The sequence below is a fragment of the Granulicella mallensis genome (genome assembly GCF_014203225.1).
Taxonomy (GTDB): Bacteria; Acidobacteriota; Terriglobia; order Terriglobales; family Acidobacteriaceae; genus Granulicella; species Granulicella mallensis_A.
Window position 1 is genome coordinate 77,833 of record NZ_JACHIO010000020.1, and the last position, 13,842, is coordinate 91,674.

Consider the following 13,842-nt stretch of genomic DNA (forward strand, 5'->3'; position numbering starts at 1 on the left):
TGCCGCTCCCGGCAATCTCTTCAGCCCTGAGGCAGGAACCAGAAATATCATTTTTACTCGTATAAAATCGTTATCTCGCGTCACTGTTTACGACAGGGCTAAAGAAGGAGCACGATGCAACGCCAGAGAAACAGCTTTAGCAGGAGAGAGCTTTTGATAGGTGGCAGCGCTCTTGTCGCCGCAGCCATCGCCGCAGGAACTCCCGCTCGCCTGCTGGCTGAAGAGTTGACGGTGCTCGACGTTGCCTCGGCTGGTTCCATTCGCCCCATCCTGGAAGGCCCCATCAAGGCATCGATAGCAACAGCCTTGAAGCTCGACCTCCACAGTCACGCCCAGGGAGCCGATGCCGTAGCGCAGTCGATTGTGGATGGAAGCCTGCACGCTGACGTATTCATCCCCATCACTCCCGGCCCGATGTACACGGTCATGCGCGCCGGCAAGGCCGATGTTGCACAACCAATCGCCCGTACGGAGATGGTTCTCGTATACAGCCCGAAGAGCCGCTTCGCGTCCCGGTTCGACGCCGCCGCCAAAGGCCAGTCGAACTGGTGGGAGATTCTGCAGGAGCCGGGTCTGCGCTTCGCGCGCGGCAATCCTGCCGGCGATCCCGGCGGACGCAACATCATCTTCACGATGATGCTGGCCGCAAAGAAATACAAGCAGCCGAACCTGGTGGAGAAAGTTCTCGGTCCGACCCTTAATCCCGAACAGATTCTTACGGGAGGAAACAACCAGGCACGCCTGCAAAACGGCGAATTGGACGCCAGCGCCTCATACAAGATCGGGCCCGGCGAGTCTCACCTGCTCTACATCACCCTGTCCAGCGACATCAACCTGAGCGGCCAGAACGTCCACGAGGAGCATCCGGATGTAAGCCTGTCCCTCAACGGCAAGACCTTCTATCCAGAACCGCTGGTCTACTATGCTGCGATTCTCAAGAACGCCGCCAACCCAAAGGGCGCTCCAGCCTTTACAGCCTGGCTCAAAGGCGACGAGGCCCAGGCGCTATTCCGGCAGAGCCAGTACGATCCACCCGGAAGCGCGACCGCACTCCACGCATAAGATCTGCAGGGTGTGTCATCAAACTTCGTTCCAAGTTGAGCCAGAGCTCTTGCTTTGAAAGGGCGGGGCTTCACAGGCTGCGAAGAAAATCTCCATTTGATCTTTAGGGCCAAAGGCCCGTTTCATACCAGCCTGGGGCAAAGCGAACCCAGGGTCACCACGCGATAGCGTGGTGGCTCCGGGAGCGACGCCCCAGGTTAGCAGGAGAAGATGTTGAGGGCTGTAAGCCCGACTCATCTTTTGTGCAAGCACGATGAATCGGGCTTACAGCCCTCTGCTTTCCTGTTGATCCGATACCTGGGGCTACGCTTGCAGCGAGCTAAAAACCGCTCGCTGCTGCGCTCCACCCCAGGCTGGTATGAAACGGGCCCTTGGCCCTAAAGATCAAGGCTCTCTCCCCAGCTATGAGTTTTTCCGCAGCCGGTGGAGCCCCGCCCCTTCAAAGCAAAAACTTGCGCTCTGACCTTACCCCTGATCCATAGCGTGAACATGCGAGTTTAATCACAGGCTCTAAAACGCGAACTGCAAGGATGTCGAGATCGTTCGCGGCGCGCCCAGGTGAGCGGTATTGCTGCTCGCATTGGTTCCGGTGATATCGCCAGCCGCAATCGTCGAGTAGTAACGAGTGTCGGTAATGTTGTCGCAGGTGAATCGCAGCGTCGCCACCTTCGTGAAGAAGGCATGTGAGTAGCGAAAGCCGAAGTCGAACGTGTTGTAGCCAACCGTAGTGTGCAGGTTCTGGTCGTCCTGCGGACGCTGCCCAACAAACTGCCAATCGCCTGTAATATTCAGATTCACAACGCCCGGCAGCCGGTACTCTGCCAACAGATTCGACTTATAGTCGGGAATACCGACAAAGCGCTTACCCTCGGTCGAAGCTACGTTGGTATTGTTCAACCGCGCATTGAGCGCGGTGAAGCCGCCATTCAGCAGCAGGCTATGAAAGAGCGTGCCCTGCCCGGAGATCTCGGCGCCATAGTTGACCTGCTGGCCGACGATCGCAAAGATCGTTTGGGTGGGGCTGTTATTGAATGGGATGGTGTCCGCAAAGGGCCGTTCGAGCCGGAACAACGCGGTCGTAAACGCGATCGGATGCGCATCTGTCTTGAAGCCCAGTTCCCACTCCTTGCTGCGATACGGGGCGAGCGCCTGGTTCGCATTCACGAGAGTTGCGCCGCCGGGAGCAATGTCTCCCTGCTGCAGGCTGCTCGCGTACGTGGCATAGGCAGTCGACCAACTCGTCGGCTTATACATCACGCTCGCCGAAGGGCTGATTCCCTGCTTGTTCGATCCACTGGTGCGCGCGGTCGCCGAGTTGTTGTCCACACCGATCCAGTCCTGGCTGGCAGCGAGACGTACGAGGAAGCGATTGCGGAACGAAACCAGATCGCCGAGGTTGAATCCCTGCTGATGCACCACGGACGACTGATACAGTCCCTTATTCTGAGGAAGGCCCACAACAGGTGGAGCAAAGATCTTTGGATTCGCGATGTTCGCCGTACCGAGGAGAACATTGGCGGCCGCTGGTGAGGTGTAAGCGTACTGGTTAAACCGATAGCCTTCGCTGCCGGCAACAACATCCTGCTTGATGCCCCACTTCTGAATCACTCCTGTAATGTAGCCGAGGTCACTCTCCACACCGAAGCGCGGTGCGAATCCAGTAGCCAGAGAGGTGCTGTAGTCCCCGGTGTTATCCGTCAGGTTGTTGACCGGGGTGTCGATGAAGCGGTCAAGCCGCTGCGCCAGCCCACCGGCCATGGCATGCCAGTTCGGAGAGAAGTCGTGGAGAAGGCGGACGCTGGTGCTCTGCGTGGTCAGGTTCACACCAGCATAGGCCTGGCCATAGCCCACACGCGTGGGATCGGGTGCGGCGAGCAACAGCAACGTACGCGGCGGAGTATCGGTCTTGTCGCTCTTGTCCGGGCCATACGTAAACCAGCCCGGATAGCCACGCTGAATAATGTCGTACGCACTATAGTGAGCATCGATCACAGTTCTATCGGTAGGCCGGAGATCGAAAGCAAACTCCGCCAACCGGCGACGAAGACGGCTCTGATCCACGAAGGCGGTTCCATCGCCGAAGAGCAGATTGCTGCGATAGCCAAAGATCTTATGCGGTCCCAGTCTTCCGCCTGTGTCGGCGTAGATCGTCCCGATGGAGCTGCTGTCCTGCTCAAGATAGATGTTGGTGAAGCGTTCCTCGGTGGGCCGTTTGAGCATGAAGTCGAACATGCCGGAAGGATTGGCCGGGCCGTACATAGAGGCACCGAGGCCGTTCTCAACCTGTAGGCTCTGGTACTGCTCCATCGCATTGCCGCCGGTGATGGCGATGGCCATGCCATCCATGCGCGTGTTCTGCGCAATGCTGCCTTGAACACCGCGCGTCGCCGGACGAAGGATCTCCGACCCCTGCTGCTCCGTGAATGAAACCAGCGGAAGATACTTCATCGCATCGCGGAAGCTCTTCACCTGGGTATTGACGATCTCGTCGGCTGGAAGCACCGTGATCGTATAGGGCTGGTTCACAATGGGGGCATTTCCCAGGACGCCCTGGTTGACGTGGTCCACATAGTAGCCCTCTGCCGCCGTACCCGTCTGTCCGGCATTGACGGTAACGGACGCGCTTGTTCCAGCCAAAGCAAACGAAAGGTCCCGTGTAAGGTTCTGTCCGGCAGAGATCGTGAGGGAAGGAACAACGATCGCCGCAAACCCCGGCTTATGCGCCTCCAGCCTGTAGGTTCCCTGGGGCACGGAGGTGAAAACATACTGCCCTGACTCATTGGTAGCCGCCTGAAAGGTGCGGGTAGTCTGCAGGTTTTCCAGGGACACAACAGCGTTGCCCACCACCGATTGGTCAGGGTCCTTGATCGTACCGCTTACTTGAACTGACTGGGCCAAAGCCGGCAAGGATACAAGCAGCAAAAACACGGCTAAGAACGAAAGATGGAAGCGAATGCTTTTGCAAAAGGGCAGGTGAATAACGGAGTGGCGATACATCGGGCTCCTTAAGAGTGGCTCTCCCGGTCTCGACGCATCTAAAGCTAAGACCACTTGGAGAAGCTGGGTGGTGAAGGACTATCTTCTGTAGCTAGACGGCTACACGCGCACAGAGCCGCTACTCCGTTTGCCTATAAGGACAATAGTTCTAATTTCTTGAATTTATACGAATCAAAACGTAGGGTCAATTTGACAATCCGTTTAGCGGACCGCCCAGAAGACCAGGATGTGCCATCAAACTTTGTTTCAGGGTTTGGCTATGCCTTTGTTTTGAAGGGGCGGGGCTTCAGCCCCGCCGTTGGGACAACATAGGAAATAAAGCGGCTTCAGCCGCGGAGGAAACGATGTCTATCGGGGTAGTGACTCAGTCCCTTGGAATATTCTTGCCCTTCAGAAGCGCCTGGATCTGCCCAAGCATCGTTCCCTCAGTGACTAAAGTCACTGTATCCAGCGGCTTCTAACGGCGGGGCTGAAGCCCCGCCCCTTCAAAACAAATCTTGGGCTCTCATTTCACACTCGTCCGCAGCTTGAACCTGCGAGTTTGATGACACGCCATATTTTGCCGCATCACCCACTCACCCAAAATGACCTCGCTGTAACACTGGGAACAAGCCCGGCAAGCAGCAGGCTGCGATGCAGATCTCACGCAAAGGTGCTAAATCTATAGTCCATGGCAAAACTCGATCCCATGTTGACTCCCCGCGAAGCAGCTCGACTGCTGGGCATTAGCTATCCCACGATCAAACAATGGATTCTGGCGGGTAAGCTGAAGACCAACCCGACTCCGGGCGGCCATCACCGCATTCCCGAATCAGCCCTTAAGCCGTTCGTAGCCAAAGACAAGGCGAAGCCCCCTGCGGAATCGCGAGAGCGCTACCGTCGCGTAAGCGGCAGGAATCAGATCTCCGGAAAAATAGTCAGCATCCGCATTGAGGGTCTTCTTGCAGAAGTCATCATCGGCACCGGGGACACCCACCTCACAGCGATCATTACGGCGAGCGCCGTTCGAGAGCTTGGGCTGAAAAAGGGTGATGCGGCGGCAGCGCTCATCAAATCTACCGACGTCATGATTGAACGGCTCGACGATCCCGCCTGAATGCTTGCGCTACGCCGATAGCTCAAGTGGCAGGAACAGAGAAAAAGTCGTCCCACTTCTGCCCCGGCGCATCGTGCTGGACACCCTTAGATCGCCCTGCAAGCGTTCGACGAGTTGAGCAGATACCCACATCCCAAGCCCTGTGCCGGTCTCATTTTTGGTCGTAAAGAACGGCTCATAAATCCTCTCGAGCGTCTTGGCGGTCATTCCTGTACCGGAGTCAGAGATGGTAGCCCGTATGCCGAGGCGCTCTCGATCGCGCCAGTCGTAGGAATTGCTTACCCTCATCGTAAGCGAACCTCCAAACCTCATCGCATCGACAGCGTTTGAGAGAAGGTTCGCAAAGATCTGACGAAGGTCTCCCGCCAGGCAAAGGATCGAGGGACCTTCTCTGTATTGGCGATGGACCGTGATGTTATTGGCCAGAAGCTTTTCGTGATACAGCACCAGCAGAGAATCAAGAATCTCCGAGACCTGCACAGAGGAGGGAGCGGTTGATTGCCGATAAAACTTGAGCGTCTGCTGCGTAATGTGCGACACCCGGCCGACCTCTTCAAGAGCCTGGGCAGCATAGGTCTTTGCCGCCGCGGCATCATCACCGGTTGAGGCGAGATAAAGAAGATTCGTAATCGCTTCCAGCGGGTTATTGATCTCATGCGCAATGGTCGCGGCAAGGCGACTCGCAATCGCCAGCTTCTCCGCCTGAACAAGCGCTGCTTCAATCTTCTTGCGCTTGGTCATGTCGGTAAGCGACAGGAGAATCAGGGGCGCAGCCGCGGGCTCCTGCACCATATAGCGTCCGCTCAGCATAAAAGACTTCCAGCCGATGCCGGGAAAGTCGTAGATGACCTCATGATTCAGGAAATCCCTGTCATGCGGTAGAACCTCTTCCAGCAGGGTTCGCAGATCGGGTTTATTCCACTGTCCGTCCCCCAGGCCGTACACGAACCGGTTCAACGTCGCCTCCGGTTTCACTTCAAAAGCCTTGTAGAAGGAGTAATTCGCCATCAGCACATGCAGGTTCGCGTTCAACACCAGCACAGGTTCCGGCATAGTCTCGATGATGGATTTAGTGAACTCGCTCGCGAGCACCAGTTCCTGATTGCGCTTCTTGATGACATCGATATCCATAAGAACCAGGACCGCGCCATCGCTGCGATTATCTAATGTTTCATAGGGTCTTACCTGCAACCGATACCAATGCCCCTGCTGGTCCTGTACCTCTCGTTCAAGGCTCACGACGTCCCGAAGGACAGTGGTAAGCAAAGGCTTCAAATCAATATTGAGATCCGGATTGATATCGGTGATAGGCCGTCCAATGTCGGACGGAAGCACTTTAAAGACAGCCTCTGCCGTTGGAGTCATGCGACGAATACACAGACTGCCATCCACCATCACGATAGGGATGACCGTGCTTTCGAGCAGGTTCTTCAGGTCGTTCCCCAGCAGATGCAGAGTCGAGTTGTTGCTATTCAACTCATCATTAACGGTGTTGAGTTCCTCATTGGTGGCCTGCAGTTCCTCCTTCGAAGTCTCGAGCTCTTCGTTGGTACTTTGCAGCTCCTCGTTTGCGGAGAGCATCTCCTCGTTCGCCGACTGATAGTCTTCGCGGAGCGCCTCCTGCGTGCGCGTGTGCTCTTTGAGCAAAGCGCGTGTCGCCTGCAACTCACGCTTCTGGTCAAGAAGTGTTCTCCGGGAAAGATCGCCCGGTTGCACAGGGAATCGCTGGCCCGTCTTGCCAATCGGCTCTATCAGAGGAACTACATCCTCAAAGAGGATGAGATAGCATCTGCCCACTCCTGAAACAAGTTCATCCATGGGCATCACAGACAAATGCACGACACGCCTTTTACCGTTATGTTCAAAGGCGACGTTCTTCTTCTTGACCGAAGCGGCTTTTTTCCTGGCCGATGCGATGGCGGTACGCAGAGCAATCGCCAACTCCTCGCGAACCATATTCAGAATATTGAGATTGGCGCGTCCGGATGCGGGTTCCAGGTAAGGACTGGTGCGCCCACGAAACTGAAGAATCTCAAGCGCGTCATTCACGATCACACCCGGCGGAGCACACTCTCTCAGCACCATTCGATCTGCGAGCTGCTGTAACTCCAGTTCATTCTGACTTGCACGGCTGATGGGCTGCACTTTCTCTATGGGGGAGGCAACCGCCTGCAAGGGATTCCGGGCTGTCTTAAACGTACGCTGCTGGCGATGATCGCCGACTTTTTTGGAATAGATCTTGCTCTTCTTATTCAGGGGCGTAAACATCTGCGGATAAGAAGCTGCGCTCTCGGCATTGCCCAGCAATAAAAAGCCGGATGGATTCAAGGCGTAGTGCAGGGTCGAGATAATCCTCTCCTGCAACTCCGGTTGGACATAAATCAGAAAGTTGCGGCAGGAGATAAGATCCAGGCTCGAAAAGGGTGGGTCTTTGGTGACGTCCTGGCGTGCAAAGACACACAGATCGCGGATGACTTTGTTAACCCGGTACCCACCCGTTACCTTCGTGAAAAACTTTGCAGTCAGTTCTGCTGAGACGTTCTTCATCGCGCTTTCGGAATAAATGCCGGAGCGCGCCTTCGCAATCCCCTTCTCATTAATATCCGTGCCAAAGATCTGGATGCGCATCCCCTCAGCGCTTGCACCTAAAAACTCCAGCAAGGTGATCGCCAGCGAATAAACCTCTTCTCCGGTAGAGCACGCAACTACCCATAACCGCAGCGCTTCTCCGACCTTCTCTTCGATCATCGCTGGGAATGCTGTCTTTGCAAGACCTTCAAAGATCTCCGGGTTGCGGAAAAACTCGGTCACAGGAATCAGGACATGATGAGAGAGCTTTGCCGCCTCTTCCGGATGCTCTCTCAGATAAGTGAGATAAGCAGGAAGAGAGAGAATCCGCAGAGCCGCCATACGCTGTTGAATACGCCGATGAATCGTATTGGGCTTGTATTTGGTGAAGTCAGAGCCTTGCGAAATACTCACCAAGTTCAGGATTGAATCGAATACGTCGCCGTCGGACTTTGGCTCTTCGCGCGAGACCTTCGGCCTCTGCCGAACCTGGGGATGGCTGCTCATGCGGCCCAGCTCCGCCGCAATCTTTTCGGGGGATAGAACGTAATCGATGCATCCGGATTCGATCGCACTCCGAGGCATGCCATCGAACTTGGCGCTCTCTGTACTCTGCGCGAAGGTTACCCCTCCTTCAGCGCGAATCGCCTTAATCCCCGCAGTACCGTCCGATCCTGTGCCCGAGAGAATAACGCCGATAGCGTTGCTCTTGCGGACCTCTGCCAGAGAACGCATGAAGATGTCGATGGGCAAATGCTGCTTGTGGTCGATGGCTCGCGGAGTCAGTCCAAAGTGGCCATCCGTGATGGAGATATCCACGTTACTCGGCATCACATAGACACGATTCGACTCCACCTTCATCGCATGGATTGCTTCTAGTACGGGAATTTTGGTCGTCTTCGAAAGCAGTTCCGGCAAAATGCTGTGGCGTTTAGGGTCGAGATGCTGAATCAGCATGAACGCCATGGCGATGTCTGTGGGAAGGGCACGCAGAATCGCCGTAAGAGCTTCCAGCCCGCCTGCCGAAGCCCCAATGGCCACAACTGGAATCTCCAGTGATGTGCTTTTAGGCGGCGGTCTTTGTAATGGGGAAGGCATTCGACACCGGGATCCCTCCGAGAACGTCGTGCGTCGGAACGGTTCGGCTTGATCTTTCTTCAATCAATGGCCGTCCCAAGTGTACGCTACCCCTGAAGTAAGTCCCTGACAGTAGCCGTTTCGTGAGCGAAAGCCTCACCCACCAGGATGAAGGATCTTCTGCTGATTCACCGCATCCCCATCGCCCCGCTTCAAGCTGCGGAAGACGATCGTAGAGGCAATGGTCAGGCCGCCGAGCACAAGAAACGCCTCATGAATCCCATGGATCATTCCCGCTGGATTGGAGCGAACGCTGTCAGGAATAAAGAAAGCAGTGGCCAGCCCAGCAGCCGCAACACCGAAGCTGATCGACATCTGCTGCATCGTGCTCGCAATAGAACTGGCATTGCTGGTCTCTTCCTCCGTGATGTCGGCATAGACGAGCGTATTCATACTCGTGTACTGCAGCGAGGTAAACGCTCCATAAGAGAACGCCTGCAGAACAATGACCCAGACAGGCGTATGGACTCCAATGGTCGCGAACAGCAGCAGCAGGAATCCGAGAATCACTGTATTCGAGATCAGCACTCCGCGATAGCCGAAGAAAGACAGGAGACGAGGCATAACCAGCTTCATACTCATCGCGGCCACGGCCTGCGGCATAATGAGCAACCCCGATTGAATCGGCGTGAAGCCAAGCCCAACCTGATAGAGCAGCGGCAGCAGAAAGGGCACACCACCGATTCCCAGGCGCGTGAAGAAGCTGCCGCTCACCGAGGCGCGGAAGGTACGAATGCGAAAGAGACTCAACTCCAGCAGCGGATAAGCTGGGCTCTTCGCATGGAGTCCATAGCCTGCAAGCAGGACGAGTGAAAGCACCAGCAACCCCGAGATCTCGCGTGAACTCAGAGCATGCTCCCCGAAGATCTCCAGCACATACGACAACAGCGCTACACCGGCCCCGAAGAGAATCAAGCCGACGATGTCGAGAGGGTGGATATTCTTTTCGCGATAGTCCGGCAGATGCAGGTAGACCATCAACAAGCCAGCCAGGCCAATCGGAAGGTTCAGAAAGAAGATGAATCGCCAATGCAGGTAACCGACGATCAAGCCGCCGGCAATCGGCCCAAGCATGGGAGCCACCAGGGCGGGAATCGCCACAAAGCTCATGGTTCGCAGCAAGTCCGATTTCGCGAAAGTCCGCACCAGGGTAAGCCGGCCCACCGGCACCATCATGGCCCCGCCGCAGCCTTGCAGAACGCGGCACGCTACCAGGACATGGATATCGGTCGATATACCACAGAGAAACGATCCAAGAGTAAAGAGGCCGATAGCCGATGCGAAGACCCTACGTGTTCCAAAGCGGTCCGCCATCCAGCCGCTGATAGGAATAAAGACCGCGAGGCTCAACGTGTAACTGGCCAGCACGGCTTTCATGCTCAGCGGCGCCACCTTGAGCGCAGAGGAGATCGCAGGCACTGCCGTATTCAGAATCGTTGTGTCCAACGACTCCATAAAGAATGCGACCGCCACCAGCCACGGCAAAAGCCGCTTGCTGGCTTCGGAGGGATGAAGAAACGGAGAAGGAGCGGCGACGGAGTCAGGCACATTCATAGGGAATAGGAAAGAAGGAGCTCAGGTCAATGAGAACACGACAACACCTTTTCATTCGATGCAGCTTTAAGAACGCACGCAAACAAGTGCGCACTCGCGCAGGGTTCTTCACGGGAACTGCTTTAAATCCGCTAGAGCGTTCCCAGCCATGCCAGCAGGATCGAGAACAAGCAAGCTGCCAACGCCTGCCGCCCGGCAAGCTTCAAAGCAAACAACTTGGGCTTAGTGAAAGCGATCGACCAACAGATTGGCCACATAGATGAGTGCAGAGCCTGAAAGCACAGTGGGGAGCATATACCTCAATCCCTTGTGTTGGCGCACCTCCGGAAGAAAATCGCTGGTTGCCATCTGGAGGAAGAAGCCGGAGGCCACGGCAAGAAGCATCGCCGAACTCCCTGAAGAAAATGTCCACCAGACCGTAAGAAGACCTCCCGCGAGAGGAGCAAGGCAGTCAGCAGCCAGAAAAAGATAATCGCTCAACCTCGGTTGATCGCCGCCTGTCGTCAGGATGACCGTATTCATGCCGTCGCCGATATCATGCGCCGCGATGCCTACTGCAACCGCGTAGCCCGCCGGATGCGAGGCCGCATAGGAGAGGCCAATGGCCATGCCATCGCGCAGGCTGTGAAAGATGAGCATGCCGCCGCCGATCTTCCCGAGCGTCCTCCCCGAGCTGCCCGATCCTCCACCCCATCGTGCAGCCAATCCGTCCAGTCCGCTTTGGATACTCCAGAAAAGAAGAAAGGAGATCAGTACCAGCGCCAGGATATCGGCGGAACGTATCTCTACCAGCGCCCCCAGGGAGAGGGCCTCAGGCAGGAGATCGAGAAAAGCGGCTCCCAGCAGCAGGCCCGCCCCCAGCGCCATCAACAGCGCTAAAGACCTGCGAAATTGAAGTGCCAGGAGACCGCCGAGGAGAGTTGCGAAGACAGGAACGATAAGAAGTAAAAGAGGAATTGGTTCATTTGCAAAATGCATCACAATTGATAATACATTCTCAATATTTACAGCCTGTGATTGTAAATCACAACGCTCCTCCCCTGTTATTTAGCTCCGCAACTGGAGACTGGGATGCTCTCCCGAATGCTCTCCCAGATGAGTTGCCGCAATACTATCCAGAGGCTCATGGGAGGCAATCGCATAGAGCGAGCGTGGAGATATCCGGTGAGCTACAAAGCTCGCCAGCAGATTGCAAACGATCACAACCGGAAGCAGATGCCACTCCCCGGTCAATTCCACAGCCATAAACGATGCCATCCAGGGAGCATGAGTCACGGCGGAGAGAAAGCATCCGAGCCCAAACACAGCAAACAGCACGGGCTGCGAGAGATGGAGCATCTGCCCGGCCACCAGTCCGATAGCGGCTCCGGCAAACAAAGTCGGTGTAAACACGCCTCCGACGGTTCCTGTTCCAACACAGAACGTCGTCGCTATCAGTCTTAGCGCGAGGACGATCAAAATACCCTGGGTCGCCTTCCCTTGCATCATTGATAACAAGGCGGCATCCCCATTCCCCCAGACCGTTGTCCGTGCCAGCGAGAGCAAGCCGACGACAAGACCGCCCCAGACCAGGGCCAGCGGCCACTTTTTAGCGAATCGCAGACTACGAAGGATCGCCTGATAAAGCGGTCCCAACGCCCCCAGGACAATCGCCAGCGGCAGAAGATACAACCATTCCCTTGAGAGAGCAGGCAGGCTCACACGGACTGCGAAGATCGGGCCCGCACCAAGCAGCCAGCGGCTCGTAAGCCAACCCGCCACGGAGGCCAGCGCAAAGAACGGCAGCTCCATCCAGGGCATCTCTTCGAGAACAATCTCCGTGGCAAAGAAGATACCGGCAATCGGAGCCTGATAGGCCGTAGCCACAGCAGCCGCTACTCCATAGCTCACCTGCCGGGACAAAGAGATGCCCCTGACCGGAGAACGCTCCCCCACCCAGGACGCCGCGGTTGCAGCCAACTGAATCATCGAGCCCTCACGCCCAACCGCCGCCCCGCTAGCCAGGGAGAAGATCGATGAGAGGGTGCGCCACACGTTAGGGGCGAGCGGAATCCGGCCTTCCTCACAGTGAATAGCTTCCACATACTCCCGGGCAGGAGTCGCGTGAAAATATCTTCGCGCCAGCCAGAGAACGGCGAGGGCCAACAAAGCTCCAAGGACAGGAGTCATCGCACGGCGCGTCAGAGAGAGGTGCTGCGCGGCCTCCGACAGCAGGCCTCCCTGCTGCGTGAAGACCCACTGCATCCCACGAAGAGCAAGACGCACCCCCACACAGGCCAGGCTGCTCACAACGCCCAGCACAACCGCCCAGAGTGCGTGTGCGAAGTGCGACGATCCGTTCTGGACTTTTGTCGGCAAGGGGATACAGGGCTCAGGGTATAGGGCCCAGGGCTCAGCGTGCAAAGTTTGCTGCTCCGAAGCCCTGCCCCCTATACCCTGAGCCCTGGGCCCTGACACCGGAACCAATTTAGAATTTACCTATGCCTCTACTGAAGGTTTTAATCCTGGCCATCGTTCAGGGACTCGCCGAACTCCTGCCTGTCTCCAGCTCCGCTCATGTTGTCGTCGCGGAAAAACTGCTGGGGCTCGATCCCTCCTCGCCAGAGATGACCCTGGTGCTCGTGATGCTGCATACCGGCACCATGTTTGCCGTCATCTTCTACTTCTGGGCGCAGTGGAAGCGTGCCTACTTCGCCACCGCCGACGCCTTCAAGCGCTTCGCGATCCGCGCGATCTGGGCAACAGGGCTGACGGGGGTCATCGGCTACCCGCTTCAGAAGATCGTGGCAAAGATCGCTTTCCCTGGTGCTCCTAAGGCGCAGATTGAAGATCTCTTTGGCCGCCTCGACCTCGTCGCCTATGCGCTCTTTGCCGTTGGCTTATTGATTCTGTGGGCGGGAATGAAAGAACGCAACGCGGAAGCCGTTGCTACCAACGCCTACGATCGTTCCGTTACTCGTTCGGGAGACAACGTCACCTTCAGCCAGGCTGGGTGGATGGGGGCGATCCAGGGCCTGAGTCTTCCCTTCCGCGGCTTCTCGCGTTCAGGTTCGACTATCTCTACAGGTCTCCTGACCGGCGCCAACCGCGAACGAGCAGAGCGTTTCTCCTTCGCCCTGGCCGTCATTCTCACACCAGCAGTTGTGGGCCGCGAAGCCCTGAGGCTGCTAAAAGCTTCCCACGAAGCCACGGCCGCCGGTATGCCGATCAACCTGCACGCCAGCCTGATTGCTTCCCTGCTCGGCATGGTCTTCTCGTTCTTCGCCGGACTCGCCGCGCTACGGTGGCTGAGCTCATGGTTGGAAAATGGACGCTGGTATCTGTTCGGGATCTACTGCCTGGTCGCGAGCTGCGTGGTGTTCTATCTGCATCTGCGTCTGCACTAAATATCAAGATGAGACGAAGTAGAGGTTTGGAGAAAGGTTCTG

8 protein-coding genes are annotated in these 13,842 nt (G+C 56.5%); 3 read left to right on the top strand and 5 right to left on the bottom strand.

All coding sequences use genetic code 11. The annotated features are described in order from the left end of the window. The first annotated feature begins 153 nt into the window (after positions 1-153). The gene (locus tag HDF15_RS20275; protein ID WP_184258872.1) at positions 154-1,062 is read left to right on the top strand and encodes an extracellular solute-binding protein; all 909 of its coding nucleotides are present in this window, start codon (positions 154-156) and stop codon (positions 1,060-1,062) included. 510 nt (positions 1,063-1,572) lie between these two features. Here the strand turns inward: HDF15_RS20275 and HDF15_RS20280 are convergent. Further along, entirely contained in the window at positions 1,573-4,059 is a 2,487-nt protein-coding gene (locus HDF15_RS20280) for a TonB-dependent receptor (protein ID WP_184258876.1), read from the bottom strand. A 670-nt stretch (positions 4,060-4,729) separates the two neighbouring features. Between HDF15_RS20280 and HDF15_RS20285 the strand changes: the two genes are divergently transcribed. After that, positions 4,730-5,155 (top strand): helix-turn-helix transcriptional regulator, encoded by a 426-nt coding sequence (locus HDF15_RS20285; RefSeq protein ID WP_184258878.1) that lies wholly within the window; start codon positions 4,730-4,732, stop codon positions 5,153-5,155. 9 nt (positions 5,156-5,164) lie between these two features. On the opposite strand, the gene HDF15_RS20290 is transcribed toward HDF15_RS20285, so the two are convergent. From HDF15_RS20290 to HDF15_RS20305, 4 genes are all read right to left on the bottom strand, one after another. Further along, positions 5,165-8,764, bottom strand: coding sequence for a chemotaxis protein CheB (locus HDF15_RS20290; protein WP_184258880.1), 3,600 nt, complete (start codon positions 8,762-8,764; stop codon positions 5,165-5,167). Between the two features lie 192 nt (positions 8,765-8,956). Continuing rightward, on the bottom strand, positions 8,957-10,414 hold the full coding sequence (locus HDF15_RS20295; protein WP_184258882.1) for a DHA2 family efflux MFS transporter permease subunit: 1,458 nt from the start codon (positions 10,412-10,414) through the stop codon (positions 8,957-8,959). Between the two features lie 222 nt (positions 10,415-10,636). Then, positions 10,637-11,392: a ZIP family metal transporter gene (locus HDF15_RS20300; RefSeq protein WP_184258937.1), complete on the bottom strand. Its 756-nt coding sequence runs from the start codon at positions 11,390-11,392 to the stop codon at positions 10,637-10,639. A 69-nt stretch (positions 11,393-11,461) separates the two neighbouring features. Further along, positions 11,462-12,772, bottom strand: coding sequence for a chloride channel protein (locus HDF15_RS20305; RefSeq protein ID WP_184258884.1), 1,311 nt, complete (start codon positions 12,770-12,772; stop codon positions 11,462-11,464). A 122-nt stretch (positions 12,773-12,894) separates the two neighbouring features. Between HDF15_RS20305 and HDF15_RS20310 the strand changes: the two genes are divergently transcribed. Beyond that, complete coding sequence (locus tag HDF15_RS20310; RefSeq protein ID WP_184258885.1) at positions 12,895-13,800, top strand: undecaprenyl-diphosphate phosphatase; 906 nt, start codon at positions 12,895-12,897, stop codon at positions 13,798-13,800. Positions 13,801-13,842: the final 42 nt, after the last annotated feature.